Source organism: Micromonospora sp. NPDC049645 (genome assembly GCF_040675155.1).
In the GTDB taxonomy this organism is placed as follows: Bacteria; Actinomycetota; Actinomycetes; order Mycobacteriales; family Micromonosporaceae; genus Micromonospora.
The window spans coordinates 303,809-330,381 of the sequence record NZ_JBFAOI010000006.1; the positions used below are offsets into that span (position 1 = coordinate 303,809).

General features: G+C 72.9%; 27 protein-coding genes. 11 read left to right on the top strand and 16 right to left on the bottom strand.

What is annotated here, in order from left to right; translation table 11 throughout:
* Nucleotides 1-75: 75 nt before the first annotated feature.
* The 3 genes from AB0J33_RS16905 to AB0J33_RS16915 all read right to left on the bottom strand — a co-directional run bounded on the left by AB0J33_RS16905 (nt 76) and on the right by AB0J33_RS16915 (nt 3,511).
* Nucleotides 76-1,875 (bottom strand): glycoside hydrolase family 15 protein, encoded by a 1,800-nt coding sequence (locus AB0J33_RS16905; protein ID WP_363614428.1) that lies wholly within the window; start codon nt 1,873-1,875, stop codon nt 76-78.
* Nucleotides 1,876-1,920: 45 nt separating this feature from the next.
* Nucleotides 1,921-2,313, bottom strand: a complete 393-nt coding sequence (locus AB0J33_RS16910; RefSeq protein ID WP_363614430.1) for a cupin domain-containing protein — start codon at nt 2,311-2,313, stop codon at nt 1,921-1,923.
* A 325-nt stretch (nt 2,314-2,638) separates the two neighbouring features.
* Nucleotides 2,639-3,511, bottom strand: a complete 873-nt coding sequence (locus tag AB0J33_RS16915; protein ID WP_363614633.1) for a sulfotransferase domain-containing protein — start codon at nt 3,509-3,511, stop codon at nt 2,639-2,641.
* A gap of 97 nt (nt 3,512-3,608) precedes the next feature.
* Here AB0J33_RS16915 and AB0J33_RS16920 point away from each other — a divergent pair, with 97 nt between their 5' ends.
* Entirely contained in the window at nt 3,609-4,673 is a 1,065-nt protein-coding gene (locus AB0J33_RS16920; protein ID WP_363614432.1) for a hypothetical protein, read from the top strand.
* Between the two features lie 4 nt (nt 4,674-4,677).
* Here AB0J33_RS16920 and AB0J33_RS16925 read toward each other — a convergent pair whose 3' ends face one another.
* Together AB0J33_RS16925 and AB0J33_RS16930 are read right to left on the bottom strand one after the other, a co-directional pair.
* Nucleotides 4,678-4,959, bottom strand: a complete 282-nt coding sequence (locus AB0J33_RS16925; RefSeq protein ID WP_091393621.1) for an adhesin — start codon at nt 4,957-4,959, stop codon at nt 4,678-4,680.
* 192 nt (nt 4,960-5,151) lie between these two features.
* On the bottom strand, nt 5,152-6,285 hold the full coding sequence (locus tag AB0J33_RS16930) for an NAD(P)-binding domain-containing protein (RefSeq protein ID WP_363614434.1): 1,134 nt from the start codon (nt 6,283-6,285) through the stop codon (nt 5,152-5,154).
* Nucleotides 6,286-6,334: 49 nt separating this feature from the next.
* On the opposite strand from AB0J33_RS16930, the gene AB0J33_RS16935 reads away from it, so the two are divergent.
* Both AB0J33_RS16935 and dacB read left to right on the top strand, forming a co-directional pair.
* Nucleotides 6,335-7,051 carry an aquaporin gene (locus AB0J33_RS16935; protein WP_363614436.1) on the top strand — a complete coding sequence of 239 codons (717 nt, stop codon included), beginning with the start codon at nt 6,335-6,337 and terminating at the stop codon, nt 7,049-7,051.
* Nucleotides 7,052-7,117: 66 nt separating this feature from the next.
* A complete protein-coding gene (gene dacB / locus AB0J33_RS16940; RefSeq protein WP_363614438.1) occupies nt 7,118-8,701 on the top strand; it encodes a D-alanyl-D-alanine carboxypeptidase/D-alanyl-D-alanine-endopeptidase in 1,584 nt (527 codons plus the stop codon).
* A gap of 45 nt (nt 8,702-8,746) precedes the next feature.
* Here the strand turns inward: dacB and AB0J33_RS16945 are convergent, their stop codons facing one another.
* The 3 genes from AB0J33_RS16945 to AB0J33_RS16955 all read right to left on the bottom strand — a co-directional run bounded on the left by AB0J33_RS16945 (nt 8,747) and on the right by AB0J33_RS16955 (nt 10,944).
* Complete coding sequence (locus AB0J33_RS16945; protein WP_363614440.1) at nt 8,747-9,073, bottom strand: hypothetical protein; 327 nt, start codon at nt 9,071-9,073, stop codon at nt 8,747-8,749.
* Between the two features lie 117 nt (nt 9,074-9,190).
* The gene (locus AB0J33_RS16950; protein WP_363614442.1) at nt 9,191-10,045 is read right to left on the bottom strand and encodes a hypothetical protein; all 855 of its coding nucleotides are present in this window, start codon (nt 10,043-10,045) and stop codon (nt 9,191-9,193) included.
* Nucleotides 10,046-10,350: 305 nt separating this feature from the next.
* A complete protein-coding gene (locus AB0J33_RS16955; protein WP_363614444.1) occupies nt 10,351-10,944 on the bottom strand; it encodes a pentapeptide repeat-containing protein in 594 nt (197 codons plus the stop codon).
* A gap of 98 nt (nt 10,945-11,042) precedes the next feature.
* On the opposite strand from AB0J33_RS16955, the gene AB0J33_RS16960 reads away from it, so the two are divergent.
* Nucleotides 11,043-12,275, top strand: coding sequence for a serine hydrolase domain-containing protein (locus AB0J33_RS16960; protein ID WP_363614446.1), 1,233 nt, complete (start codon nt 11,043-11,045; stop codon nt 12,273-12,275).
* Between the two features lie 25 nt (nt 12,276-12,300).
* On the opposite strand, the gene AB0J33_RS16965 is transcribed toward AB0J33_RS16960, so the two are convergent.
* A complete protein-coding gene (locus tag AB0J33_RS16965) occupies nt 12,301-12,765 on the bottom strand; it encodes a PPOX class F420-dependent oxidoreductase (protein WP_363614448.1) in 465 nt (154 codons plus the stop codon).
* A gap of 42 nt (nt 12,766-12,807) precedes the next feature.
* Nucleotides 12,808-13,446 (bottom strand): hypothetical protein, encoded by a 639-nt coding sequence (locus tag AB0J33_RS16970; RefSeq protein ID WP_363614450.1) that lies wholly within the window; start codon nt 13,444-13,446, stop codon nt 12,808-12,810.
* Between the two features lie 304 nt (nt 13,447-13,750).
* Here AB0J33_RS16970 and AB0J33_RS16975 point away from each other — a divergent pair, with 304 nt between their 5' ends.
* Nucleotides 13,751-14,539, top strand: coding sequence for a M15 family metallopeptidase (locus tag AB0J33_RS16975; RefSeq protein ID WP_363614452.1), 789 nt, complete (start codon nt 13,751-13,753; stop codon nt 14,537-14,539).
* Between the two features lie 101 nt (nt 14,540-14,640).
* Here the strand turns inward: AB0J33_RS16975 and AB0J33_RS16980 are convergent, their stop codons facing one another.
* The 3 genes from AB0J33_RS16980 to AB0J33_RS16990 form a co-directional block, all read right to left on the bottom strand.
* A complete protein-coding gene (locus tag AB0J33_RS16980; protein WP_363614454.1) occupies nt 14,641-15,051 on the bottom strand; it encodes a hypothetical protein in 411 nt (136 codons plus the stop codon).
* 133 nt (nt 15,052-15,184) lie between these two features.
* Nucleotides 15,185-15,925 (bottom strand): response regulator transcription factor, encoded by a 741-nt coding sequence (locus AB0J33_RS16985; RefSeq protein ID WP_363614635.1) that lies wholly within the window; start codon nt 15,923-15,925, stop codon nt 15,185-15,187.
* Nucleotides 15,904-17,157 (bottom strand): histidine kinase, encoded by a 1,254-nt coding sequence (locus tag AB0J33_RS16990; RefSeq protein ID WP_363614456.1) that lies wholly within the window; start codon nt 17,155-17,157, stop codon nt 15,904-15,906. Before AB0J33_RS16990 ends, AB0J33_RS16985 begins: the two co-directional genes overlap by 22 nt.
* 132 nt (nt 17,158-17,289) lie before the next feature.
* Here AB0J33_RS16990 and AB0J33_RS16995 point away from each other — a divergent pair, with 132 nt between their 5' ends.
* From AB0J33_RS16995 to AB0J33_RS17010, 4 genes are read left to right on the top strand one after another with little or no spacing between them, the layout of a single operon-like run.
* Complete coding sequence (locus tag AB0J33_RS16995; protein ID WP_363614458.1) at nt 17,290-18,186, top strand: ATP-binding cassette domain-containing protein; 897 nt, start codon at nt 17,290-17,292, stop codon at nt 18,184-18,186.
* Nucleotides 18,183-18,980 carry an ABC transporter permease gene (locus AB0J33_RS17000; protein ID WP_363614460.1) on the top strand — a complete coding sequence of 266 codons (798 nt, stop codon included), beginning with the start codon at nt 18,183-18,185 and terminating at the stop codon, nt 18,978-18,980. Before AB0J33_RS16995 ends, AB0J33_RS17000 begins: the two co-directional genes overlap by 4 nt.
* A 2-nt stretch (nt 18,981-18,982) precedes the next feature.
* A complete protein-coding gene (locus AB0J33_RS17005; protein ID WP_363614462.1) occupies nt 18,983-19,732 on the top strand; it encodes a hypothetical protein in 750 nt (249 codons plus the stop codon).
* A 32-nt stretch (nt 19,733-19,764) separates the two neighbouring features.
* Nucleotides 19,765-20,328 carry a heme-binding protein gene (locus tag AB0J33_RS17010; RefSeq protein ID WP_363614465.1) on the top strand — a complete coding sequence of 188 codons (564 nt, stop codon included), beginning with the start codon at nt 19,765-19,767 and terminating at the stop codon, nt 20,326-20,328.
* Between the two features lies 1 nt (nt 20,329).
* Here AB0J33_RS17010 and AB0J33_RS17015 read toward each other — a convergent pair whose 3' ends face one another.
* Genes AB0J33_RS17015 through AB0J33_RS17025 form a run of 3 tightly spaced genes read right to left on the bottom strand, consistent with a single transcriptional unit; the run spans nt 20,330 to nt 24,569 of the window.
* Nucleotides 20,330-21,340 (bottom strand): hypothetical protein, encoded by a 1,011-nt coding sequence (locus AB0J33_RS17015; RefSeq protein WP_363614467.1) that lies wholly within the window; start codon nt 21,338-21,340, stop codon nt 20,330-20,332.
* A 41-nt stretch (nt 21,341-21,381) separates the two neighbouring features.
* Nucleotides 21,382-23,811, bottom strand: a complete 2,430-nt coding sequence (locus AB0J33_RS17020; RefSeq protein ID WP_363614469.1) for an FtsX-like permease family protein — start codon at nt 23,809-23,811, stop codon at nt 21,382-21,384.
* Nucleotides 23,805-24,569 carry an ABC transporter ATP-binding protein gene (locus tag AB0J33_RS17025; RefSeq protein ID WP_363614471.1) on the bottom strand — a complete coding sequence of 255 codons (765 nt, stop codon included), beginning with the start codon at nt 24,567-24,569 and terminating at the stop codon, nt 23,805-23,807. Before AB0J33_RS17025 ends, AB0J33_RS17020 begins: the two co-directional genes overlap by 7 nt.
* A 168-nt stretch (nt 24,570-24,737) precedes the next feature.
* On the opposite strand from AB0J33_RS17025, the gene AB0J33_RS17030 reads away from it, so the two are divergent.
* Complete coding sequence (locus AB0J33_RS17030; RefSeq protein WP_363614474.1) at nt 24,738-25,895, top strand: sensor histidine kinase; 1,158 nt, start codon at nt 24,738-24,740, stop codon at nt 25,893-25,895.
* Complete coding sequence (locus tag AB0J33_RS17035) at nt 25,892-26,560, top strand: response regulator transcription factor (protein WP_363614476.1); 669 nt, start codon at nt 25,892-25,894, stop codon at nt 26,558-26,560. The genes AB0J33_RS17030 and AB0J33_RS17035 overlap by 4 nt, the downstream gene beginning before the upstream one ends.
* Nucleotides 26,561-26,573 lie beyond the last annotated feature (13 nt).

Genomic DNA, 26,573 nt, shown 5'->3' on the forward strand with positions numbered 1-26,573 from the left:
CCAAGCATCAGCGTCAATGCCTGGCGCTTGCAGGTCTGTTGCAGGATTTCCGGGGGGGGAAGGCCGGCCGAGCGATCAGTAACTGTCCGGCCGGGTGATCCGCCAGGCCGCGTTGATCAGCCCGATGTGCGAGAGGGCCTGCGGCATGTTGCCCAGCTGCATCCCGGTGGCGAGGTCGATCTGCTCGCTGAACAAGCCCACGTCGTTGGCGTGCCCGACCACCCGCTCGAAGAGCGCCTCGGCCCGCCGCTGCTCACCCGTCATCACCAGGCACTCCACCAGCCAGAACGAGCACAGCAGGAAGCCGGCCGGATCGGTCGTCCAACGCCGCAGCAGGCCGTCCTCGGTGCCCAGCTCGCGCTCGACCATCGCGATTGTCGAACGCATCCGCGGGTCGGTGGCCGGCAGGAAGTGTGTGACCGGCAGGGCGAGCACCGAGGCGTCCAACTCCGCCGACCCGAACGCGCCGGTGAACGCTCCGATCCGGTCGTTCCACCCCTCGCGCAGCACGGCGTCGCGGATCTCGTCGCGGATCTTGGCCCAGCGACGTGGGTCGGCCCGATCCCCGAGCCGGTCCGCGAGCCCGACCGCCCGGTCCATGGCGAGCCAGCACGCCACCTTGGACGAGACGTAGTGGCGCTCCTCGTCCCGGGTCTCCCAGATCCCGCGGTCCGGCAGGTGCCACGTCGCGGCCACCTGCTCGGTCAGCCCGAGCACCATCTCCCGCAACTCGTCCTCGAACGTCGCGCCGAGGTAGTCGCGCAGCCGCCACACCGCGGACATCACCTCACCCGGCACGTCGAGCTGCCGCTGCCGCCAGGCGTCGTTGCCGACCCGCACGGGCCTGCTGTCACGGTATCCGCGCAGGTGGGGACAGTGGTGCTCGGAAATGTCGCGCTCGCCCTCAAGCCCGAAGAGCACCGGGACGGGTTCGTCGCCGAATCGGCCGATCGAGCGGGTCGCCCAGGCGAACAGCCGGGACGTCTCGTCCGGGCAGGCCGCCACCCAGAGCGCCCGCATCGTCAACGAGAAGTCGCGCAGCCACGAGTAGCGGTAGTCGTAGTTCCGATCACCGCCGATCTGCTCCGGCAGCGAGGAGGTCAGCGCGGCGGCGACCGCGCCACTGCGGGCGTACGTGAGGCCGGTCAGGACCGTCGAGCTGTGGGTGACGAGCTCCGGGTAGCGGCCGGAATACGTGTGCGTCTCCCGGAACGCCCGCCACGCCTCGGTCGTCTCGGCGAGGGTGGTCAGCGGGTCCATCCGGGCCGGAGGGTCGCCGTACGCCGCGCCGAAGGCCAGGTCCATCCCGATCACCTGACCGGCGGAGACCTCGAACTCGTGGGTCACCCGGTCGGTGCCCGTCCGCAGGTGCAGACCCCCGGCGCGCAACATCAGCACCATGGGCCCGGCGCCGGCCAGCACCCCACCGTCCGGTTGCTCGTGCAGGTACGGCGTGAGCAGGCCGTACTCCGGGCGGGGCGCGAAGTCCAGCGCCATCCGCACCCGTCCGGACAGCCCCTCGACCACCCGGATCAGCACGGCGGGTGAGTTCTTGCCCAGTTCGTGGGCACGCGCGCCGACCTCGGCGGCCAGGGCGTCGACGACAGCCACGCTGCCGTGCGGAGTGTGGTGCACCGTCCGTAGTACCAACGTGTCCGGCAGGTACGCACGCTCCACCCGGTGTCCCGGGCCGCCGACCCCGACCGGCGCCAGCCGGAAGTGACCAGCCCTCGGGTCGAGCAGCCGCGCGAACGCCGACGACCCGTCGAACCGGTGCGGGCACCACCAGTCGACCGAGCCGTCCTTGCCGACCAACGCCCCCGAACGGGAGTCCGAGAGGAACCCGTAGTCGGAGATCGGCGGCTGTTGCTCCACCCGCCGGGGGTACCCGCATCGGCCCGGAACAGGCCACCGGGCGGATCACTCGGTCGGTGGCTCGTCCTCGCCCGCGGCCTCGGCCGCGTCGGCTTCCTCCTTGGTCCGGTGCACGGCCTGGTCGGCGTGCTCCGGGGGGCCGTAGACGGTGTACAGCACAAGCGGATTGGGGCCGGTGTTCACGAAGTTGTGCTTGGTGCCGGAGGGCACCACCACCAGGTCACCCGCGACGACCTTTCTCGTGTTGCCGCCGACCCGGGCCTCGCCGACGCCGCTGACGAAGGTCAGGATCTGGTCGATGCCCTCGTGCACCTCCTCGCCGATCTCACCGTCGGCGGGGATGGTCATGATGACCAACTGGGTGTGCTCGCCGGTCCACAGCACCCGCCGGAAATCCGGGCTCTTCTCGGCGACGGTCGCGATAGTGAAATGCTCCATGCCCACGCTCATACCCCGTACGGCAGCACGCCACGCCGGGACTCGCGGATGGTGGAATTCCCCACGGTCAGAGGGTTTGGATCCACCCCGGCCGGGGATCGAGGATGCGGACCGGCACGAAACGCCGGTCGAGCCAGGTCCCCGCCGGCGTACCGCCGAACGGCTGCGATGGTGGGAGACGGCCAGAGCGCGGCGACGTTCCGACCACGGTCGAAACGGCGCCGCGCGCTCGTGTGCACCCGCCGGCGGAGCGCCAGCTCACCCGGTTTCGCCGATCATGGCGTGGTGTGGCGTGACGCGGCGCTTTTGTGCGACGGCTTGGGAGCTAACGGTGCAGCCAGGTGAGCAGATCCGGCGGCGCCAGGGCTGCCGCCCTCGCCCGGTAGCGGGCGAGCCCGGCCTCGTCCAGCAGGTCACGGCCCTGCCCGGAGCCGCCCCGGCGGAAGAACGCCTGCCGGTCACGCAGCACCCCGAGCGTGTCCGGGGCGAGCCGGTCGGCGCGCTCCCGCATCCGACCGAAGGTGGCCGCGTCGACCAACTCCGGCCCGGGACGCGGAAGACTCCATCGGTCGGCGAGGCGACGCATCTGCCCAGCCAGATCGGTCAGCAGGTCGTCGTAGTGCACCAGCTCGACGTTCGGCTCGTGCCGGCGGGCCCAGGCGTCACTCAGGTGCAGCATCACCCCGGGCAACGAATCCAACTCGGCGCGCGGGTCCACCTCCTGGTCGACCCAGCTCGACAGCCACCGCTCGACCGGCGGACGCGCGCGGGGCGGCCCGGACGGGGCGGGTTGGCCGGTCAGCTCGGCGAGGCGCGCCCGGTCCAGGTTGCCGGCCTGGTGGTAGAGGGAGACCGCCAGGTCCAGCGGATGCCGGGCCACCACCACGTAGTGCACCCTGGGGTCGAGCGGCACCCCGTCCAACGGGGTGTGCGTCTTGATGAACCGCCGGTGTGACTGTGCGGCCAACCGACCGAACACCACGTCCCGCGGCTCGACCGACCAGTCCAGCCACGGTGACAGCGCGGTCAGCGGCGCCGGCAGGTCCGGGGTCCCCAACACCAGCAGCGCGCAGATCATCTGCATCCAGGTGGTGCCGCTCTTGGACCGGGTGCTGATCACGATGTCGCCGTCCCGGAACGGGAAGCCGGCCCACCTGGCGCTGTCCTCGTCTTCGGATCGGTAGCGGTGAACTGGCATGAGCACCGGAGGATGGTAGTCGCCGAGCCGACAGTCGAGCAGCCTAATTCCGGCTCACATCCCTGTGAGACATGCGCATGCCTGGCTAGATTGAAGTATGGTGCCCGCCCACGGGGGCCGGGCGGGACCGGTCTACCGCCCCATCCTCGCCAGCCGACGAGGCGAGCTGGAGGCCCTGAGCCACCTCGACCCCGCGCACGCCGCACTGGTCGCCCCGGTGCTGGAGATCAAGGCAATCGACCGGTCCACACTGGACGCCGTTCGCCGTCTGCCATCCGGGATGCTCCCCGCCGTCGACGTCAGCGCGCTGCCCGACACCCCCGAGGCGGAGCTGACCCGCTGGGGCGTACCGGTGGTGCCGGTGATCGGGCTCGCGGAGAGCGACCATCGGCTGATCGTGCACGGCGCGGCGGCGCGGGCGTACGGCCGGCGGGCGCTCATCCGGCTGCGGGCCGGCCTGGACCGGGCCGGCCCGGACGCGAGCACCACCGCCGTGGAACGGATCTGGCGGTTCACCGACCTGGCCCCCGAGGAGTGCGACCTGCTGGTCGACGCGGGGGACGTGTGCTGCCCGGCGGACGTGCGGGCCGCCGAGCCCCGGGTACGTCACCTGCTGGACTGGGCCCGCCGGCACGCCTGGCGTTCGGTGACGGTGGCGGCGGGCGGGATGCCGCCCACGCTGTCCCGGCTGCCCACCGACGAGCCCATCCAGCTGGACCGGTGGGACTGGCAGCTGTGGCGACGACTGGCCGACGCCGGCGTCGACTTCGGCGACTACGGCGTCCACCCGGCCGTGCCCGGCACGGGTGAGCCCGGCGACCGGTTGCCGACCGTGCGGTACACCGACGACGGGAGCTGGTGGGTCTACCGGTGGGCGCGACGAGGTGGGCGCGGCGACGACCGGTTCGCCGACCTGTGTCGCACGCTGGTGTCGGCGCCGCACTGGCCGAGCGCCGGGGCGGCTTTCTCCTGGGGCGACCACGAGCTGCTGCGCCGGGCCCGTCGGGGCGCCGGCGCCGGCTCGGCCGCCAACTGGGCGGCGTGGAGCACCTCGCACCACCTGGCGTACGTGCTCGCCACGCTGTTGCACCCGGCCGGCGGCGGCACGCCGAGATGGCACCCCGGGCAGGGTCCGCCGCAGCGGGGGCGTTCGCTGCGCTGAGGCCCTACTGCTTCTCGGTGAAGCCGAACTGGATGATGCCCTCGTCGTCGACGGTGGCATCCACCGACGCGTCGCCGAGCAACTCGGCCGCGTCCTCGTCCAGGAAGATCCGGGCGCCCTGGTTGTCGACCACCCGGTCGCCCTGCACCGGCTCGGGCACCAACTCGACGGTGAGCGAGCCGGCCTCGGTGTCGGCGGCGATACGCACCCCGCCGTCCTGGGCGACGTCCTGCTGGTTGGCGAGGTCACGGATGACGAGCACGGCGTTGTCGGTCATGGTGAGCATGGATGGAACTCCTCGTGGATTCTCGGCTCGCGGTCGGATACCGCACGGACCGGACAGTCGGCCCGCGTACGAGCACACGTGGGAGGCGACAAAGGGGCGAACGGTCGTCGCCGTCGCATCGAATCGGGGCAGCTGACGGCCCCGTCACCTCCACCGTGCCCGCTGGCGGACCATCCGTCAAATAGAGCCAGGTCAGTGGAGAGCGGCGGCCGGGGCCAGCCAGGCGCGGATCTCGTTGACCGCCGCGCGGCCGGCCCGGTTGGCGCCGATGGTGCTGGCCGAGGGGCCGTACCCGACCAGGTGAACCCGCTCGTCGGCCACCACGCGGGTGCCGTCCATCGTGATACCGCCGCCCGGCGTGCGCAGGCCCAACGGGGCGAGGTGGTCGATGGCCGCCCGGAAGCCGGTGCACCAGAGGATCACGTCCGCGGGCACGAACCGCCCGTCCGCCCACGCCACCCCGTCGGGTGTGATCCGGTCGAACATGGGTAGCCGGTCCAGGACACCGCGCTCGCGCAGTCGGCGTACCTCCGGGGTGACCGGCAGGCCGGTGACGCCCACCACGCTGCCCGGTGGGCGGCCGGCCCGGACCGCCTCGTCCACCCGGGCCACCGCGGCGCGGCCCAGTTCCGAGCCGAACTCCACGTCGTTGAACGTCGGCGGCCGGCGGGTCACCCAGGTGGTGGCCGCGGCGACGGTGGAGACCTCGCCGAGCAGTTGCACGGCCGAGGTGCCGCCACCGACGACCACCACGCGGAGACCGGCGAACTCGGCGGGCCCCCGGTAGTCGGCGGTGTGCAGCTGCCGTCCCCGGAACGTCGACCGGCCCGGGTAGTGCGGCCAGAACGGTCGGGTCCAGGTGCCGGTGGCGTTGATCAGCGCACGGGCCGCCCAGGTGCCCTGCTCGGTGCGCACCTCGAGCCGCCCGTCGGGGCGGGAGCGCACCGCCCGGACCCGCACCGGTCGCCGCACGGGCAGGTCGAAGGTCTTCTCGTACGCGGCGAAGTAGGCGCTGACCTGCTCGGCGGCCGGGCGTTTCGGGTCGGCGGGCGGGAGTGGCAGACCGGGCAGGTCGTGGAAGCCGTGCACCCGGTCGAAGACCAACGTCGGCCAACGGTGCTGCCAGGCGCCGCCAGGCCCGTCATCGGCGTCGAGGATGACGAAGCCGCTGCCGGGCAGGAAGCCGGTGCGGCGCAGGTGATAGCCGGCGCTCAGTCCGGCCTGCCCCGCGCCGATCACCACGACGTCCGCGGAGTGGGTGTCCACGTGGGGTGCAACACCGCGGATGTCACCGGTGTGCCCGGCCTGCACGGTCGTGTCGATCACAGAAGGCCATTCCGCCAACGGCCACCTGAGCTGCGCTTACGCTGAGTCGATGAGCGACTTTCGCCGGTACGCGGCCGAACTTCTCGGCACCCTGCTGCTGGTGTTCTTCGGAGTGGGCAGCGCCGTCGCCGCGCGGGTCCAGGGCGGCGTGGTGGTGGTCGCGCTGGCCTTCGGATTCGTGATGGTGGCCCTCGTCTACGCGATCGGGCCCCTCTCCGGCAGCCACGTGAATCCGGCGGTGACGCTCGGTGTGCTGCTCTCCGGAAAGATCTCGGTGCTCGGGGCGGTGGCGTACTGGATAGCGCAGTTCGTCGGCGCGACGTTGGCGGCCTTCGTGCTCTGGGCGCTGACCCGCTGGGGCGACGTCGCGGACCAGACCGGGGCGCTGGGCACGAACGGCTACGGCGCGCACATCAACCGGGGCGGCGCCGCCGTGCTGGAGATCGTGCTGACCTTCCTCTTCGTGCTGGTCGTCCTGGTGGTGACCAGTCGGAGCGAGAATCCGGGGACCGCCGGGTTGGCCATCGGCCTGGCGCTGGCCGTGACCCAACTGGTCGGCGTGACGCTCACCGGCGCCGCGGTCAACCCGGCCCGCGCGTTCGGCCCGGCGGTCTTCGAGGGTGGCGTGGCCCTGCGGCAGCTCTGGGTGTTCATCGTCTTTCCACTGCTCGGCGGGGCGCTCGCCGCGCTGGTCGCACCGATGGTCATGGGGGCGCAGCGGCACTACTGGGGTGGTCACGAGAAAACCGTCGGCCGATCGGGCTAGCCGGGACGGCAATATCTTTCTTCCGGGGACCTTCTCTGGCGAATATCTCCGTGGCAGCATCAGCGCATGCATCGCCGTCACTTCCCCCGGGCCCTCGCGCTGCTCGCACTGGTCGCCACCGCGGCCACCGCCGGCGCGCCCGGCGCCACGGCCGAGTCGCCCACCCCCGCGACCACCCAGCTGCACGCCACCATCGACACCATCCTCGCCGACACCCGGCTGGCCGGCGCGCAGGCGTCGGTGGTCGTGGTGGACACCAGCACGGGACAGACGCTCTACGACCGCAACGGTGACCGCCGCCTGGTCCCGGCCTCCAACACCAAGCTGCTGACCTCGACGGCGGCCCTCGAACTGCTCGGCCCGGGGCACCGCTTCACCACCGACGTACGCGCCAGCGGCAAACGCCGTGCCGGGCTGCTCTCCGGCAACCTCTACCTGCACGGCGGGGGTGACCCGACCATGCTCGCGGCCGACTACGACGCGCTCGCCGCGCAGGTCGCCGCCGACGGCGTACGGGTGGTCAACGGCAACCTGATCGCCGACGACACCCGCTACGACCGCACCCGTCTCGGCCCCGACTGGACCTGGGACGACGAGCCCTACTACTACGCCGCCCAGGTCTCCGCGCTGACCGTTGCCCCGGACACCGACTACGACGCGGGCACCGTGATCGTGCACGCCGCCCCGGCCGATCGGGCCGGCGCCCCGCCGGTGGTCAGCACGACCCCGCCCACCGGGTACGTCCGCGTCGACAACCGTGCACAGACCGTCAGCGAGGGCGAGACCTCGATCTCGATCGAACGCGAACACGGCAACAACACCGTCGTGGTGACCGGTCAAATCGCCATCGGCGACGAGCCCGCTAGCGACTGGGTGACCGTCTGGGAACCCACCGGTTACGCGGCCGAGGTGTTCCGGGCGGCGCTGCACCGACACGGCGTCCGGGTGCTCGGCCGGACCGTGCTCGGCCAGCCCACCCCGGAGACGGCCGAACCGGTGGCGCGACACGACTCGATGAGCCTGGCTGAGCTGATGACGCCATTCCTCAAGCTCTCCAACAACGGGCACGCCGAGGTGTTGACCAAGGAGATCGGCCGGGTGCTCTCCGGCTCGGGCACCTGGACGGCCGGGCTCACCGCGATCAGCGAGTACGTCGCCGACACCGGAATGGACACCGGCAGGCTGCGCCAGCGGGACGGCTCGGGGCTGTCCCGACGCAACCTGGTGCCGGCGGCGGAGTTCGTCGACCTGCTGAGCGCCGTCCGCGCCGAACCGTGGTTCGCCACCTGGTACGCGGCGCTGCCGATCGCCGGGCAGCCCGAGCGGTTCGTCGGCGGGACCCTGCGCAGCCGGATGGCCGGCACACCGGCGGCGGGCAACGTGCACGCCAAGACCGGCAGCCTGACCGGTGTCTCCGGCCTCTCCGGTTATGTCACCAGCGCCGATGGTCGACTGCTGGCCTTCTCCATCCTGCTGAACAACTACCTGACGGCGTCGGTCAAGTCGCTGGAGGACCAGATCGCCGTGGCGTTGGCGGGATACCGGGAGGGCGGCGTGTCGACGGCGCGGGTGGCGCCGCCGGCCGTACCGGAGACGCCACGCACCCCGGAGGGCGTCGAATGCTCCTGGGTCAAACCGATCACCTGCTGAACGGAGGCCGGGAGGCGCGCGGGCGCCTCCCGGCCCGGCGGGCGTCTAGGCCGGACGGTCCGGTGGGGGGACCACCGCCGTCGGGTCACCTCGCTCGATGAGCGCGGCGATCTCAGCGGCCCGCAGCCCGCGCAGCGCCAGCACCCGGGTGCCCCAGCGGTGCAGGCGGCACGGGTGCGGGCTGGCATCGTTGCGGCACACCACTCCCCCGGACCACCGCCGGGGGGCGTGCACCACCACCGCCCGTACGGCGAACTGGGTGTCCTCGCCCGTCACGTACGGCGGCAGCGGGATGTCGCGAAGACCCTCCCCGGACGCTTCACCGACGCCGGACGGAACGGCACGACGGACGCGGTGGACGGTGCTACTCATCTCCGCTGCCTCCACACTGGATGGTCGGATGGGGACAGCAGAAAGTTACGACGTCTTCGACCGTACGCGACGGACAAACTGTCCCGCCGTGCGCAGGCGCAGCGATCCGCCGGTCAGTCAGCGCACCGTCACGGCCTGGAGGCCGACGTTTCCGCAGTGCGACGTGAAGGCCTTCTCGACGGTCCAGCTCACCAGTAGCCGGGCACCCTTCGGCAGGGTGAAACGGATGGTGAACTGGGCACTCTGACTGGTGTAGGGGTCTTCCAGCCGAGCGGTGCTGACCGGCCCACCGGTGGACGACCGCACCTCCAGGCGCCCCCGGGCCATCCAGATGCCGGCGTAGAGATGGACCGTACGCGGCTCGCCGCTTCCGGCGATGGCGAGGCTGAACCCGTTCCCGGCACCGCAGGTGTAGACGCCGTCGGAGCTGCCGTTCGTCGACCGCTCCGGTGCGCCGTCGGACCAGCGGACGTACTCCTGGTTGCCGTCCCAGCCGACCCGCTTGCCGGCGCCACCGCCGTCGATGATCTCACCGGAGCCGGCCCGCTTGCGGATCGTCGATCCGCCGCCCCGCGCCCCCCAGTGCACCCAGTCCCGGGTGCCCACGGCGGTGAGGTCGACGGCGGCGGGCATCTCCCCCCGGGTCACCGACAGCGCCGGCGAACCGGGCTTGACCGGCGGCGGCGCGGGCGCGCTGGTCGACGGCGTGGGGTCCGGCGAGGGCGGGCGCTGGCGCGGACGCAGGCCGGGCGTCGCCGGCCCCGCCTCGCCGGTGCGCCCGTCCGCGACCGGAGGAGCGGGGTTACGGGCGGCCCCGGCGGCAACACCGCCCGGACCCGCCTGGTCGCCACCGGGCTCGGGCCCGGACCGGGTGCTGAGGTACGAGATCAGCACCACCAGGCAGGCGACCAGGGCGACGCCCTCCACCACCCAGCGTCGCCGCTGTCGGAAACGGGCGACGCGGCGCAGCACGCTGCGGGTCCCCCCGGCGGTGCTGGCACGCGGACGGTGCCTCGGCTGCGCATCGCCAGCCCGCGCGCGGTCTTCGTCCGCCACCGACCCCTCCAACTCAACCGCCCGGTCGTCATGGACCGACGCGGACCGCAACGTCCACTGTGGTCCGATTCACGTTCGCACGGGCTGGACGACACGCTAGATCCGGACTGCCGGACGTGTCCAGCCCGCAACCGGACGGTCACGGACATCCTGGCCCACCCGGCCCGACGCTCCGCAGACCACGAGGACCCTTCGCGTCAACCGATCCGGCGTTCCTCGCCTCAGCCGATCCGAAAACCGAGCAACTGCGCGATGACCACGGCCTGCTCGACGTCGACGATGGCACCGGCCCGTTCGACGACCGTCGGGTCGAGCGCGGTGAGATCGCTGCCCCGCAGGTCGGCGCCGCCGAGCCGGACACTGGTCAGCTGCGCGCCGGAAAGATCGACACCGGTGACGGTAGCACCGGTCAGATTGGCCCGGGTCAGGTCCACCTCGCGCATGCGCACCCCGGTCAGCCGAACGCCGCGCAGGTCGGCACCGGGCAGCGCGGCGAAGGACCAGTCGCCGCCGTCCACCGTCAGCGGACGCAGATCACACTCGCTGAAGGTGCTGCCGACCAGCTTGCAGCCGGTGAACTCGGCCTCGAAGAAGTTGCACCGCCGAAAGACGCAACGGGTGAAGGCGGAGTCGACGTGCCGGGACGCGTTGAACGCCACGTTGCCAAACGTGCACCCGGTGAAGACCGCCCCTCTGCTCACCGCCTCGGTCAGGTCCATCCCGAAGAACTCGCAACCCACGAAGTGCCGGTCGGTCAACTCCTCGCCGTACCAGTCTTCGTCGCGGAAGGTCACATCCTCGGTCAGCTCCGGCATCCGGCCAGGCTAGTGGGCGCGACCGACACCCGGCGGTCGGCGGGGCCGGTGTCCAGCCCTCTTCCGGTGGCCCGGTACCGACGAGTAGGTTCGGCGACGTGAGTGTGGCTCGGAGCAAGGACCCGGATCAGATCGGTTTCGACCCGGCGCGGCTGGCGCGGATCGACGAGCACTTCGGCCGGTACGTCGACGACGGCCGCCTGGCCGGTTGGCAGGTGGTGGTCACCCGCCGCGGCGAGGTGGCGCACTCCTCGACGTACGGGCTGCGGGACCGGGAGTCGGGCGCACCGGTCGAGACCGACACGCTCTGGCGGATCTACTCGATGACCAAGCCGGTCACCTCGGTCGCGGCGATGATGCTGTGGGAGGAGGGCCGGTTCGAGCTGACCGACGAGATCAGCCGCTGGTTGCCGGAGTTCGCCGACCTGCGGGTCTACTCCAAGGGGTCCACGCTCAAGCCGTACACGGTGCCGGCGATCGAGCCGATCCGGGTCTGGCACCTGCTCACCCACACGGCCGGCCTGACGTACGGGTTCATGCAGACCTCGGTGGTCGACGGGCTGTACCGGGCCGCCGGCTACGACATTCACCCGCCGGCGGACGTCGATTTGGCCGGCGCCTGCGCCGCCTTCGGCGAGTTGCCGCTGCTGTTCCAGCCCGGCTCGGCGTGGGGCTACTCCGTCGCCACCGACGTGCTCGGCCGGCTCGTCGAGGTGATCTCCGGGCAGAGCCTCGACGCGTTCTTCGCCGACCGGATCTTCGACCCGCTGGGCATGACCGACACCCGCTGGTGGGTGGAGGGCGACGAGGCCGACCGGCTGGCCGCGCTCTACGTGCCGGAGCCGCGCAGCGGGCGGGCCGTCCGCTACGACAGCCTCGGGGCGCTGGCGTTCAGCAAGCCCGCGTTGCTCTCCGGCGGCGGTGGTCTGATCTCCAGCGCCGCCGACTACCACCGCTTCACGCAGCTGCTGCTGCGCGGCGGCGAGGTGAACGGCGTCCGGCTGCTCGGCCCGCGCACGGTGCGGTTCATGACCCGTAACCACCTGCCCGGCGGTCAGGACCTGGGCACCCTGTCCACCGGCGGGTTCGCCGAGACCACCCTGGACGGGATCGGCTTCGGCCTCGGCTTCGCGGTGGTCGACGACCCGGTGCCGAGCCGGGTGCCGAGCAGCGTCGGCGAGTACTACTGGGGCGGGATGGCCAGCACCGCGTTCTGGGTGGACCCGGCCGAGGAGATCACCGCGCTGCTGTTCACCCAGCTGATGCCGTCCAGCACATACCCGCTCCGCTCCCAGCTGCGCCAACTGGTCTACGCCGCGCTGACCGACTGACCGTCCGCAGCAAGCGCACGAGCGGTCAGTCGGCGAGGCGGGCCGGGAAGCCACCGGTGGCGATCGGACCCCAGTCGTCGATGGTGACCCGGATCAGCGACTTGCCCTGGCGCACCATCGCCGCCCGGTAGTCGTCCCAGTCCGGGTGCTCGCCGGAGATGCTGCGGAAGTAGTCGACCAGCGGCTCCAGCGCCTCGGGCAGGTCCAGCACCTCGGCGGTGCCGTCGATCTGCACCCAGGGGCCGTTCCAGTCGTCGCTGAGCACGCAGGCCGAGACCCGGGGGTCGCGGCGGATGTTGGTCACCTTCGCCCGCTCGGGGTAGGTGGAGACGACCAGCCGCCCCTGCCCGTCGACCCCCGCCGAGACCGGTGAGGACTGCGGGCGCCCGTCGGCCCGGGTGGTCATCAGCACGACCCGGTGTCGCGGCCGGAGGAAGTCGAGCAGGCCGTCCCGGTCGACCCGGGTGTTCCTTGCGATGCTGGGTGCCATTCCCCGTTCCTACCAGGGTGCGGGAGCAGCGGCGGCGGCGGGTCAGCGGGGCCGGGCCGCGGCGCCGTGCACCGCCTGGGTGGGCACCCGGGGACGGCCGGACGGACGCCAGGCCCGACCGTTGGCGTAGATCACCCGAAAGCCGAGGTACGACGCGAGCGGCGCCCAGTGCGCGGAGCCCATCCGCAACTCGGCGGCATTGTGCCGCTGCCCGTTGGCGAGCACGTCGAGCAGAACGGTTTCGAAGGCCGCCGACTCCACCCAGTCGACTTCTCTGGTGAAACCGCAGATCAGAGCGGCCCCGGTGACCTCCAGGAACTCGCGCAGCACCGCGTCCGAGGCGCGCAGCACCGAGCAGCTGCCGAAATAGAGTCGCCGCCCCTCGGCCCGGCCGGCCATCAGCTCGGCCACCTCGTTCAACTCCACCGACTGCCAGTCGGTGAGGCAGAGCCGGCTCGGCTCGCCGTGCATGGCGAAAAAGCCGACCCGGTGGTCGGCGTACTGCTTGAGCAGCCAGCGGTCCAGGAAGTAGAACAGCTCGTCGCGGGTGGCCGCGTCCTTGTGGATGAAGCGGATCTTGCCCAGCCGCTCCAGCAGCTCCAGCGTGGGCAGCACCGAGCCCCGCTCGTTGAGGTCACGGTGCCACTGACCCTCGACGCAGAAGACGCCACCCCGTGCCACGCGCACCTCCGCCAGTCCGCCGCCCGGAGCTGACGTTACCGGCCGCCGTCGCCCCGGGAACATCACCCTCGGTGTGGCAGATTGCGACGTTCGGTGTGCTTGACCGCAACCGGGTCGATCGGTGGGAAATGGCTGTTTCACAAATCAGTCGAATTCCCAGTCAATACCCAGGGACCACGGTTTATGAGGACGATTCTCGTTAATCACCTCCAACCGCACGGATCAGTGTCAGGGTGGAAATCGCGGGACGTCTCGGTCGATGTCCCGGAGCCACCCCATTCGCTCTCCTATCGGGAGGACTTCTGTGCGCGTAAACACCTTGAAGCGGGTCGCCGTCGCATTCGCCCTGGCACTGCCCGGGGCGGCAATCGCCACGGTGGTCGCCGCACCGGCGGCGCACGCGGACGGCTGTTACACCTGGAACCGCACCCTGTCCCAGGGGCGCTCCGGCGACGACGTCCGCCAGTTGCAGATCCGGGTCGCCGGATGGGCCGGCTATCGGGACATCGTGGAGAACGACGGGCGATACGGGCCGAAGACCGCCGCCGCGGTCAAGCGGTTCCAGCAGGCGTACGGGCTGCGTGCCGACGGCATCGCCGGCCCGCAGACCTTCGCCAAGCTGTACCAACTCCAGGACAACGACTGCACGCCCGCGCACTTCAGCTACACCGAGCTGGACAACGGGTGCGGTGGAAGCGGGTGGAGCGGCGGCCCGCTGTCGGCGAACCAGACCAAGCAGAACGCGCTGCGCACCATGTGGAAGCTGGAGGCGCTGCGGAGGAGCCTCGGCGACAAGCCGCTCAACGTGTCCAGCGGTTTCCGTAGTCGCGCCTGCAACAACCAGGTCGGCGGCGCGTCCGACAGCCAACACCTCTACGGCAACGCGGCCGACGTGACCTCACGGACGTCCTCGCTGTGCCAGGTCGCCCGCGGTGCCCGCAACAACGGCTTCAGCGGGATCTACGGGCCGGGCTACCCCGACCACGACGACCACGTGCACGTCGACTCGCGGCGGGAGAACAACAGCGACAGCAGCTCGAACACGACGAGCTGGTCCGCCCCGGACTGCGGGGTCGGGGCCGGCAACGACTGAGCCTGCCGGCCAGAGCGACGTCGGCCCGACGCGGAGGGGGAATCTTCGCGCCGGGCCGACGTCGTGTCGCCCCGGGTCAGGTGGGCGGAGGGGTTGCGCGCTCAGCTCGCCCGGGGCCAGCGCGGCGCGGTGACGGGGGGAGTCACCGGCCGGCCAGCAGCGGTGGGCCGGATGCCCTGGGGGACGACCCGCGCGGCCTGCTGCCGCGACGGCCCGGTCGCCGTGAACGGGAACGGTACGTGCACGAACGGATTGCCGTGCCGGATCAACGCCTCGATCTGCCGCTCGTTGAGCCCGTGTGTCTCCAACACCCGTCGCCCCCAGCGGTGCAGGCGGCACGGGTAGGAGGCGCCGTCGTTGCGGCACAGCGGCCCGGTGGGCCACTCCTCGGCGGTGTGCACGACCACCGCCCGGACCGCGAGCCGGACATCCTCCGGGGTCAGCGGTGCCGGCATTGGCACCTCACCCAGTACCAGGTCGATGGGATCCGTCGACTGCTCACCAACTCGCACGGCAGGCCTCCCGCAGTTCGGCAGCGGTACGGCGGACCCACCGCACCGACATCCTCGGCCATGGGTACGGCGGACACCGGACGAAAGTTCAATTCCGGTACCCGGTAAGCAGATCCTTCCGACCGGAGGGACGTCAGACGAGGCCGGCGTCGTGCACGAGCAGCGCCACCTGGACCCGGTTGTTCAGCTCCAGTCGGGTCAGCAGCCGGGAGACGTACGCCTTCACCGTCGCCACGCTCATGAACAACTCCCCCGCGATCTCCGCGTTGGTGTGGCCGCGCCCCAACGCGACCGCCACCTGCCGCTCCCGCTCGCTAAGCCCGGTGAGTAGCCGCAGCGCCCGTTCCCGGCGCGGGTCCGGGCCGACCGGGCCGGGGGCGGCGGCGGTCACGTGGGCGATCAACGTGCGGGTCACCGTCGGGGAGAGCGTCGCCTCACCCGCCGCGACCCGGCGTACGGCGCGCACGATCTCCGCCGGTGGGGTGTCCTTGAGCAGGAAACCGGCCGCCCCGGCGCGAAGCGCCCGCAACACCTGCTCGTCGGCGTCGAAGGTGGTCAACACCAGCACCTCCGGCGGGTGCGGCTGGGCCCGCAGCGCCTCGGTGGCGGTCAGCCCGTCGACCCGGGGCATCCGGATGTCCATCAGCACCACGTCCGGGGCGTACGCCGCGACGGCCGCCGGCACCTCGCCACCGTCGGCCGCCTCGCCGACCACGGTCAGGTCCGGCAGGCCACCGAGGATCATCGAGAGCCCGGCCCGCACCAGCGCGTCGTCGTCCACGATCAGCACGCGCACCGGCGGCCCGGCAGCACCGGCCGGGTCGGTCGCGTCCGGCGGCCCGGTCGGGTCGGTCACGCCGGCCACGGCAGCCAGGCGGCCAGCCGGAAGTCACCGGTGTCGTCCCGACCGTAGGCGAGCCGCCCGCCGGCGAGGGTGACCCGTTCGCTGATGCCGACCAGGCCCGTGCCGGCACCCGGCAGCGTGCCGCCGGTCGGTGCGCCGACCGGCCAACGGTTGCCGATCGCCACGGTCAGCCCGGCGCCCGGCCCGCCGGCCACGTCCACGGTGACCGCAGCGCCGGCCGCGTGCTTGCGGGCGTTCGTCAGCCCCTCCTGCACGATCCGGTACGCAGCCCGGCCCAGCGCCGCCGGCACCTGCTCGGGCGTGGCGACGCTGTCGCTGACGTTGACCCGTACCCCGGCCGACCGCGACTCGGCGATCAAGGTCGGCAGATCGGCGAGGGTGGGTTGCGGCGGCTCCGGGGCGTCTCCGTCGTCCTCGGCCCGAAGCACCCCGATCACCTCCCGCAGATCCTGAAGGGCGGCGTGCGCGCTGCCCCGGATCACCCCGGCGGCGCGGGCCACCTCGTCGGCCGGCGCGTCCGGGCGGAACTCCAACGCGCCCGCGTGCAGGCTGAGCAGCGAGATCCGGTGGGCCAGGACGTCGTGCATCTCCCGGGCGATCCGGGTGCGTTCGAGGTGGCGGGCCTGCGCGACCCGCAACTGCTGCTCCGCCTCGGCCCGCTCGGCCCGCTCCCGCAGCGACACGATCAACTGCCGCCGGGCCCGGACGAACATCCCCCAGGCCAGCACGCCGAAGCTGAGTAACACACCCCACAGCGCGGTGGCCCAGTACGGCATGCTCGGGTCCGGACGCAGCCAGCTGAAGACCATGTTGGTGACCAGACCGACACCCGTCACCGCCACCGCGACAGCCGTCCGCCGGTGCACCACCACCGTGAAATAGAAGATCAGCAGCGGGACGGCGGACGCCATCGAGAACAGCGTCAGCGGGAGGGTGGCCACCACCAGCCCGAGTGGCCACCGCCGACGCAACCAGAGCAGACCGCAGCAGACCAGCCCGAGCAGCGCGTCCACGACCGTCATCCAGACGTGCGGCAGGGGAACGGACATCGCCGGATCGGGCGACAGGGCGTCCGCGGTGACGAACAGCACCCAGACCAGGCCGAGCACGAAGGCCAGCGTGTCGACCGCCCAGTCCCGAGTGGTGCGGCGTGGTCGCCGGGTGGCCCGGTCAGGCTCGGCCGGCACCACCAGCTCCCCCGGCAGCAGCCAGGGGTGCTCCGGGACGGCGAGGCTGGTCACGACGCCATGCTAGGCAGCCGACGGGCGACACGACCAGCTACCAAAGTCGAGACCCGCCGGTCGACCAAGGTCGACACGGCAGCGACCGGTGGCCGCAGCGGATGGCCGGGCGGCGCGGGCAGGCTCGACGACATGATCACCGTGGAGAACCTCACCAAGCGGTACGGGCCACACCCGGCCGTGGACGACGTGTCATTCCAGTGCGAGCCGGGCACCGTCACCGGCTTCCTCGGCCCCAACGGCGCCGGCAAGTCGACGACCATGCGCATGATCTGCGGGCTCACCACGCCGACCGCCGGCCGCGCCACCGTCTCCGGACACCCGTACCGGAACCTGCCCAACCCGGGGCGGGAGGTCGGTGTGCTGCTGGACGCCTCCGCCCAGCACGCCGGGCGCACCGGCCGCGAGGCGTTGACGCTGTCCGCGTACACCATGGGTCTGGACCGGCGCGAGGTCGACGCGAAGCTCGACCTGGTCGGGTTGAACGCGGTGGCCGCGAAGCGTCGGGTCCGGGCGTACTCGTTGGGCATGCGCCAGCGGCTCGGGCTGGCGCACGCGCTGCTCGGCGACCCCCGGGTGCTGATCCTCGACGAGCCGGCCAACGGCCTGGACCCGGAGGGGATCTTCTGGATGCGCGGCCTGCTGCGCGACTTCGCCGACCGGGGCGGCACCGTGCTGCTCTCCTCCCACCTGCTGCGCGAGGTGGAGGCGGTCGCGGACCGGCTGGTGGTGATCGGGGGTGGCCGGATCGTGGCCCAGGGCGACAAGAACGACCTGCTGGCCGGCGGCGGGACGGTGGTCCGGGCCCGCGACGACGCCGGGCTGCGCCGGGCTCTGGACGCGGCCGACCTGACCGCCGCCGACAGCTCGGAGGGGTTGCTCGTGCAGGCCGACGCCGAGGCGGTCGGCCAGGCCGCCGCCGATGCCGGCGTCGCCCTCGCTGAGCTGCGTCCCGCCAGCGGCGGCGGCCTCGAACAGCTCTTCCTCACCCTGACCGCCGGCGAATCCACCAAGGAGGCCGTCCGATGACCACCACCACCGCGCCCACCGCCGGGCCCGTCGCGCCCCGGCACCACACTCCGGTACGCCGACCGTCGCTGCTCCGGCTCACCCTCGTGGAGCTGCGCAAGCTCGTCGACACCCGGGCCGGCCGCTGGCTGCTGATCACCATCGGCCTGATCACCGCCGTGATCGTCACCCTGCAACTGATCTACGCCGAGGACGCCGACCAGACCTTCCTCAACTTCTTCACGCCCTCGCTGCTGCCGATCGGAGTGCTGCTGCCGGTGCTCGGCATCCTCTCCATCACCAGCGAGTGGTCGCAACGCACCGCCCTCACCACGTACGCGCTGGTGCCCCGCCGGGAGCGGGTGGTGGCCGCGAAGCTGATCGCCGTGTCGCTGACCGCGCTCGCCTCGGTGCTGGCCAGCCTCGCCGTCGCCGCCGTCGGGACGCTGCTGGCGTCCGCCCTCGGCGGCGCGGGCACCTGGCAGTTCGACGGGTCACTGATCCTGAACGCGGTGATCTTCCAGGTCACCGGCGTGCTGATGGGCGCCGCCTTCGGTCTGCTGCTGCTCAACCCGCCCCTGGCGATCGTCGGTTACCTGCTGCTGCCCACCCTCTGGGGTGTGCTCGGCGAGATGGTCCGGCCCCTGCGCGGCCCGTCCGGTTGGCTGGACACCAGCAAGACCATGGAACCGTTGTTCAGCAGCGACGCGCTCACCGGTGAGCAGTGGGGGCGGATAGCGGTGTCACTGCTCGTTTGGATGGTCCTGCCGCTGGCCGCCGGGCTGTTCCGGACCCTGCGCCGCGAGGTGTCCTGACCATGGACGCCGCCGGCTACCGTCCCCGCACCGTGGTCAGCGGCGGCCCGCTGGAGCTGGCGGTCATGTGGGGTGGCTTCCCACTGCTCGGCGCGGGCGCCGGGTGGCTCCTCGCGGCGACGACGGGCTGGCTGGCCCGGCTGCCCTGGGTGCCGTTCGGCGACCTGGTCGAGTGGCTGGACCGGCTGCCCGAACCGCAGGCCACCGCCGGCACCATCGCGGTGGGCGTGCTGGCCGGCCTGGTCGTCGCCGGGATCGGCACCGCCGAACGACTCATCGTCACCGTGGACGCGGCGCAGGTCCGGCTGCGCCGCTCCGACCAGGACCGGACGGTCGCACGGGTCGACGCCCGGGTGGCCTTCCTCGCCGACAAGCACCTGGTGCTGCTCGACGCCGACGGCGCGGAACTGGTCCGGGAGCCGACCGACCTGTCGGCCGCCGAACTGGCGTCGGCGTTCCGGACGCACGGCTGGGGCTGGGCGGACGACGACCCGCACCGGTCCACGTACCGCCTGTGGGTGCCCGACCTGCCCGGACTGCCGGCCGGCGCGGACGCCCTGCTGCGCGCCCGGGAACGGGCGATCCAGCGCGACCGCCGCGACGACGCCCGAGAGTTGCGCCGGGAGCTGGGCCTGATCGGGGTAGTGCTGCGCGACGAGGGGAAACGACAGTACTGGCGGTCGACCACCCGGGCTCTCGCCGCCGGGCCCGAGCAGCCGACTTCGGCCGAGCGGGAGCCGGACGGGCGGTAGCGTCTGTCCCAGCAGACCCTGGGAGCCGCGCGATGACCGAACAGCAGCCGTACCGGGTGGTGTCCCGACACCCCGGCTTCGAGCTGCGTCGGTACCCCGCCCACCTGGTCGCCGAGATGCAGATCCAGGCGTCGTTCACCCGGGCGCCGATCGAGGCGTTCCGGCCGCTGGCCGCGTACCTCGGCGGCGCCAATCGGGCCCGGCACCCGATCGGCTCTGCCGCGCCGGCGACGGCGGCGGCCGGCGGCTCGGCGAAGATCGCCATGACCGTGCCGGTGGTGCAGATCGAGGGCGAGTGGCCGGGCGCGTACCTGATCCAGTTCGTCATGCCGGCCACCTTCACCACCGCCACCCTGCCCGAGCCGGTGGACACCCGGGTGCGGATCCGTGCGGTTCCGGCGCGGCTGGCGGCGGCGATGCGGTTCTCCGGGCGGTGGACGGAGCAGGCGTTCAGCCAACGAGCCACCATGCTCGGCCGCGCGGTGACGGCGGCCGGGCTGCAACCGACCGGCGCGATCCGGTACGCGCGCTTCGACCCACCGTGGAAGCCGTGGTTCCTGCGCCGCAACGAGGTCGTGCTGCCGGTCGTCGAGTGAGCTATCTGAGCCGCCGACGGTCCTCGACGCTGGGCCGCGCCAACAGCAGGGCCACTCCCAGCCCGGCGATCAGCCCGGCCAGGGAGACCAGCAGATCGGAGTCGGCGGCGTGGATCGGACTGTTGCCGGCCAGCGCGGTGAACGCCGGGCCGATCGGCAGCGTGAAAATCATGGTGATGCCGATGGCCACCAGGAACAGCAGCGGGCCCACCAACGCGATGAGCGCGGCGAGGGCGTGGTGCCGCCAGATCGGCCGGCCGCCCGGCCAGTCCCACGCCAGCAGGGTGACCCCGGTGAGCAGCACCGCCCCGAGAGCGGCCTCCGGCAGGAGCCGTTCGCTGGGCGCGACGGCACGGACCAGCCCGACGCCGAGCAGGGCGGCCACGATGAGACCGGCCGCCAGGCCGACCCGAGCCCGGGTCCGCGCCGGAGCCGCCGCCAACGCCGCGCCGACGGCCAGTGCCACCAGCAGCGCCCCGGTCGTCAGCGCGCCCTGGTTCAGCTCCGGCTCCCGGTCGGTCGGTGACTCCATACCGGCCGCCACCAGTGTCAGCACCCCGGCCACGCAGGCCGCGCCGGTCAGCACCCGCCGGTCGCCGGCCGGCGGCGTGCCGGGCTCCCACGCCGGCGGCGTGCGGCGCTCCCACCAGAGCAGGATCGCCGCGACCACGCCGAGCACGGCGCAGCCGGCGACGGCGAGCAGCACCGTCGCGTCGACGCCGATCGGGTCGGCCCGGTCGATCGCCACGTCGGCGGCGACCCAGCAGCCGCCCAGCACCACCGCCGGGCCGCTCCACCGCGCCCGCCCCCGCCCGGCCAACACCAACCCGAGCGGCACCGCCATGATCGCCATGAACCGCAGGTCACGCGCCCAGTAGGCGTTGTTGCCCGGCAGATGCTCCGACCACGGGCCGAGCGGTTCGGTCAGCGGTTGCCACCTGGTCAGGCCGTACGCCCACAGCAGGACGGCGATGGCGGAGAGGAACAGCCCGACCGGGCGCGCGGATCGCATTCGTGGACGGTAGCGGTCCCACCGCCCGGGCGGGGGCACGGTCATCCGACGAGGCCGACGGGTGTCCGGGCCGGACGGTGCCGCAGCGACCGCCACGTCGGCAGCACACTGGACAGCACCGCGAGCAGCAGGCACAGCCCCACGACCCCGGCGACCACCGGCCACGGCACCACCAGGTCGACGGGTGCGCCGACCTGCTCGGCGAGGCCGGCGCGGATGCTGAGCAGGCCGACGAACGCGACAACGCCGCCCAGCAACGCGCCGATCAGGACCACCAGAGCGGACTCGGCCGTGACCAACCAGATGACCTGCCGTCGGGTCGCCCCGGCCAGCCGGATCAGCCGCAGGTCCGCCGCGCGGCCGGCGGCGGCCAGCAGCAGCGTGTTGGCCACCGCGATGGCCCCGTAGCCGGCGGACACCCCGATCAGCAACACCGTGAAGAGCCAGACGAGGCGGTCCTCGGCGGCGTCCGCCTCGGCCGCCCACGCCGCGACGTCGAGGATCCGCGCGCCGACGGGAGGGTCGATCCGGTCCCGGACGTACACGGTGGACGTCAGCGCCGACGGGTCGTGGGCTCGTACCACGGCCCGGGGCAGCAGCAGGTCGCCGGGGATCGAGGTGTCGGTGACCACGGCGACGACGCGCAACGACACCACCGTGCCGTCCGCGAAGACCACCGGGTACGGCTCGGACGGCAGCCGGTTCGCCGAGACGGTGACCACCACCGTGTCGGCACCCGTCAGGTCGCCGAGTGAGCCGGAGACGACGCTGAGCGCCCGGTTCGCGGCGGCGAAGCCCTCCGGCTCCACGCCGAGCGCCGTCATCGGCCGGTCCGCCGGCGACGTGCCCGGGTTGGTGCGGTAGACGGTGGTCGGCAGGAGGGCGGTGCCACCGGTCGCCGCGACGGCGCGGTCGGACAGGCCGGGCGCCCGGTCGGGCACGACGATCCAGCCGGCGTTCACGTTGTCGGCCCGACCCGCCGCGTACGCGGCGCTGGTGGTGCGCACCATTCCGGACACCAGGACCGCGAACGCGACCGTGAGCAGCACCGGCGCGGCGATGGCGGCGGTCCGTCGGGTGGCGGTCAACGCCGCGCCCCGCACCAGCATGCCGATCGCGCCACCGGGCCGACGCACCGGCGAGCGCAGCAGCCGCACCAGCGGGCCGACCACCGCCGGGGCGAGCACGGTGGCACCGGCCACCAGCGCCATCACCGCGTAGAGGGCGTACTGCGCGGCCACCCGGGCCTCGTCGGCGGTCGCCGTGCCGACGCTGAGAGCGGCACCGGCCGCGACGAGCGCCGCCCCCGTGCCGCCCCGCAGCCACCCGATCGGCCGCTGCTCCACCGCCGCCTCGCGCAGCGCCTCCAACGGGCTGACCCGGGCCGCTCGGCGCGACGCCGACCAGACCGCCAGCAGCGCGATCACCGGCCCGGCGGCGAGCGACACCGCCACCGGCCAGAGTTCGTAGCGGACCCGGAAGGTCGACGGTTCGTAGCCGAAGTCGACGAGCAGCCGACCGAGCAGCGGCGCGAGCGCCGCGCCCACCAGCAGGCCGACGAGACCCCCCGAGACGCCGACGGCGAGGGCCTCCGCGTGGACCATGCGGCGGACCTGGCGACCGGTGGCGCCGACGGCGCGCAGCAGGCCCAGCTCACGGCGGCGCTGCGCGACGGTGAACGCGAAGGTGGAGGCGACCACGAACACCGTGACGAAGCCGGCGAGGGCCGCCGTGGCGGTGAGCACCTGCATGCCGATCCACCGGGTGCGGGCGTCGCCGCGCGGCTCCAGCGCACCACGCTCGTCGCCGGTGAGCACCCGCCCGTCGCCGCCGACGACTCCGCGAGCCGCCGTGGCGACCCGCTCGGGGTCGGCCCCCGGCGCGAGCACCAGGCCGATGGCCCGGACGCCGGGGGCAAGCGCGGCGGCGACGTCGTCCGCGACATGGACGCCGGGCCCGCCGACGAGACCGGTGACGGTGTACGGCTCCGGGCCCGCCGCGGTGAGCAGGGTGACCGGCGCGCCAGTCCGCAGCCCGACCGCGCGGTCGACCACCACCTCACCCGGTCCGCGCGGCGGTTCGCCGGCCGTGAGGCGCACCCCACCCAGTTGGGCGCTGGACCAGCCGTGCCCCTGGTAGGCGTCCTCCCGCCGGGTGTCGGCGGCCGAGGGCCGGCCATCGACGAGCGGCTGGGCGTAGAACGTCCGGTCCGGCACCGCCGCCACGACGCCCGGTAGACCGGCCAGCCTGCCGACCAGGTCCGCCGCCGTACCGGCCGACCAGGGCCGGGTCGGCACGAACTGGTCAGCCGACGCGCCCGCCTCGGGGCTCTGCACCACGACCGCCGCCCGCGCCAGCCGGTCCGGCACCTGCGGACGCCCGGAAGCGAGCAGCAGGGTGGCCGCCGCGACCAGCGTGACCCCGATGGCGACGGCCACGAACGCGCTCGCCGACCGCCGGACGCTCACCACGACCGCTCCACAGTCGTCTCGACCAGCTCGGTCTCCCGCTCGGCGATCCGCGCGGCGACGGCAGCGGCGGTGATCCCGCCGGTCAGCTCGTCGACGACGCGGCCGTCGGCGAGCAGGAGGACCCGGTCGGCGTACGCGGCGGCGGCCGGATCGTGGGTCACCATCACGACGGTCTGCCCGTGGTAGTCGACGAGCGCACGCAACAGCCGAAGCACCTGCCGCGAGGACACGCTGTCCAGTGCCCCGGTCGGCTCGTCGGCGAAGACCACCGCCGGTCGGGTGATCAGCGCTCGGGCCACCGCGACGCGCTGCTGCTCACCACCGGACAGCTCGCTCGGCCGGTGTCCGGCCCGGTCAACCAGGCCGACGGCGGCCAGCGCGGCGGCGACGTCCCGGGCCGGCGGTCGGCGGCCGGCCAGGCGTGACGGCAACTCGACGTTCTGCGCGGCGGTCAGCGTGGACACCAGGTTGAACGCCTGGAACACGAAGCCGATCCGGTCCCGCCGCAACCGGGTCAACGCGTCCTCGCCGAGGTCGTTGAGGCGTACGCCGTCGATCGTGACGATCCCCTCGGTCGGGCGGTCCAACCCCGCCGCGCAGTGCAGCAGGGTGGACTTTCCCGAGCCCGACGGGCCCATCACCGCCGTGAACGTGCCGCTCGCGAAGCTGGTGGTCACGCCGTCGAGCGCGGTCACCCGCCGAGTCGCGGTGCCGTACACCGCGCGTAACCCCGTCAGGGTCACCGTCTGTGTGCTCATGGCCGTTACGGTCTCGAATGCGGCGCGCCGGCGCGTCGGGCCGCAGCCGGCACTTTCCGACCCTCCCCGGGGTGGAGCCGAAGGCCCGCGGGCGTCGGCACGTCATCCTCCGGGATGACCACCAGCAGGCGGACGCGGTCGGCCCCACCCGCCGATACCGTTCGACGGGTGACCGCTCTCCTGCTGACCCGACGGATGCGGCCGGTGGACCTGTACACCGTGGACGCTCTGCTGGCGGTGGCCGTCGGCGGGCTGCTCTGCCCGTACGCGGCGCTGGCGTCACCGCTGCACGGTGGCGTACGCGAGCCGCTCTGGGTGTCGGTGCTTGTCGGAATGGCGCTGGGGCTGCCGCTGGCCGTGCGGCGGCGGTGGCCGATGACGGTGGCCGTCGTGATCAGCTCCGTCGCCACCGTCGCCCTGATCACCGGGGTGATACCCAACTTCGCCGCCGCCGCGCCGGCGTTCGCCATCGGCCTGTCCTTCTACACGGTGGCCGTGTCGACGCCCACCCGCCGGTCGATGCTCTGCGCCGCCGGTTGTCTCGCCCTGGTGGGCGTCGCCCTGGTGCTGACAGCGGGTGACCTCTGGTCACGCACCGGCGCGGTGGTCTACGCCACCGTCATCGTCGCGCCCGCCTGGGTGATCGGCTGGCTGATCCGGGAACGACGCGCCCTCGCCGTCCGCCAGAGTGACCAGCTGGTCCGGCAGGCCGCCACGGAGGAGCGGTTACGGGTGGCGCGTGAGCTGCACGACGTGGTCGCGCACACGTTGAGCCTCATCGTGGTGAAGGCGGCCGTGGCCAACCACGTCGCCGAGGCCGACCCCCGCGAGGCGGGCGCCGCCCTCCGGGTCATCGAGGAGACCGGGCGCACCGCGCTGACCGACGTGCGTCGGGTGCTGGGCGTCCTGCGCGAGGACACCCCGTACGCGCCGACGCCCGGGCTGGACGAGCTGCCGGCCCTCGCCCGGCAGGCGGCGATCGGCGGTGTCGACGTCCGGCTCGACGTCCGGCGGGAGGAACCGGCCGGCGCGGTGCCGGAGTCGGTGGGCCTCGCGGTGTACCGCATCGTGCAGGAGGCGGTGACCAACGTGGTGAAGCACGCTGCGCCGGCCGCCTGCCGGGCCACGGTGACCGTCCTGCCCGACGAGGTGCGGGTTGAGGTGACCGACGACGGCCAACGTCCGGCTCTGATCGGCGGGGAGGGGCACGGGTTGATCGGTATGCGGGAACGGGTGGCGCTGCACGGCGGAACGTTGCGCGCCGGCCCACGCTCCGACGGTGGCTTCGCGGTGACGGCCAGCCTCCCCTACCGGGTGGCCGCATGATCCGCGTGCTGATCGCCGACGACCAGGCGCTGCTGCGCGGCAGCTTCCGGCTGCTGGTCGACCTCAGCCCGGACTGCACCACCGTCGGTGAGGCGGGCACCGGGGTACAGGCCGTCGCGCTGACCGGGCAGCACCGGCCGGACGTGGTGCTGATGGACGTCCGGATGCCGGAGATGGACGGCATCGAGGCGACCCGGCGGATCTGCGCCGACCCGGCGACGGCCGGCACCCGGGTCATCATCCTGACCACGTTCGACCTCGACGAGTACGTCTACGGGGCGCTGCGCGCCGGGGCCAGCGGATTCTTGCTCAAGGACACCCCGCCGGCGGACCTGCTGACCGGTATCCGGGTGGTCGCCGCCGGGGAGGGGCTGCTCGCGCCGACGGTAACCCGTCGGTTGATCGACGAGTTCGCCCGTCAGCCCGAGCCGACCCGACCGTTGCCCCGACAGCTCGACGGGGTGACCGATCGGGAACGGGAGGTGCTCGCGTTGATCGCCCGGGGCCTGTCCAACGCGGAGCTGGCCGCGCACCTCAACCTCAGCCAGGCCACGGTCAAGACGCACGTCGGGCGGCTGCTGACCAAGCTGGCGGTTCGCGACCGGGCGCAACTGGTCATCGTGGCGTACGAGACGGGCCTGGTCGGGCCGGGCGGCCTACGCTGAGCCGGTTCGGTCC

Bases quoted from the DNA above. Each gene is read 5' to 3' on its own strand.
- AB0J33_RS16995 (WP_363614458.1), top strand. From the start codon at position 17,290: ATGATCACCGTGGAGAACCTCACCAAGCGGTACGGGCCACACCCGGCC.
- AB0J33_RS17035 (WP_363614476.1), top strand. From the start codon at position 25,892: ATGATCCGCGTGCTGATCGCCGACGACCAGGCGCTGCTGCGCGGCAGC.
- AB0J33_RS16935 (WP_363614436.1), top strand. From the start codon at position 6,335: ATGAGCGACTTTCGCCGGTACGCGGCCGAACTTCTCGGCACCCTGCTG.
- AB0J33_RS16925 (WP_091393621.1), bottom strand. From the start codon at position 4,959: ATGCTCACCATGACCGACAACGCCGTGCTCGTCATCCGTGACCTCGCC.
- AB0J33_RS16910 (WP_363614430.1), bottom strand. From the start codon at position 2,313: ATGGAGCATTTCACTATCGCGACCGTCGCCGAGAAGAGCCCGGATTTC.
- AB0J33_RS17015 (WP_363614467.1), bottom strand. From the start codon at position 21,340: ATGCGATCCGCGCGCCCGGTCGGGCTGTTCCTCTCCGCCATCGCCGTC.
- AB0J33_RS17010 (WP_363614465.1), top strand. From the start codon at position 19,765: ATGACCGAACAGCAGCCGTACCGGGTGGTGTCCCGACACCCCGGCTTC.
- AB0J33_RS16920 (WP_363614432.1), top strand. From the start codon at position 3,609: ATGGTGCCCGCCCACGGGGGCCGGGCGGGACCGGTCTACCGCCCCATC.
- AB0J33_RS16965 (WP_363614448.1), bottom strand. From the start codon at position 12,765: ATGGCACCCAGCATCGCAAGGAACACCCGGGTCGACCGGGACGGCCTG.
- dacB (WP_363614438.1), top strand. From the start codon at position 7,118: ATGCATCGCCGTCACTTCCCCCGGGCCCTCGCGCTGCTCGCACTGGTC.
- AB0J33_RS17025 (WP_363614471.1), bottom strand. From the start codon at position 24,569: ATGAGCACACAGACGGTGACCCTGACGGGGTTACGCGCGGTGTACGGC.
- AB0J33_RS16915 (WP_363614633.1), bottom strand. From the start codon at position 3,511: ATGCCAGTTCACCGCTACCGATCCGAAGACGAGGACAGCGCCAGGTGG.
- AB0J33_RS16945 (WP_363614440.1), bottom strand. From the start codon at position 9,073: ATGAGTAGCACCGTCCACCGCGTCCGTCGTGCCGTTCCGTCCGGCGTC.
- AB0J33_RS17005 (WP_363614462.1), top strand. From the start codon at position 18,983: ATGGACGCCGCCGGCTACCGTCCCCGCACCGTGGTCAGCGGCGGCCCG.
- AB0J33_RS16955 (WP_363614444.1), bottom strand. From the start codon at position 10,944: ATGCCGGAGCTGACCGAGGATGTGACCTTCCGCGACGAAGACTGGTAC.
- AB0J33_RS17000 (WP_363614460.1), top strand. From the start codon at position 18,183: ATGACCACCACCACCGCGCCCACCGCCGGGCCCGTCGCGCCCCGGCAC.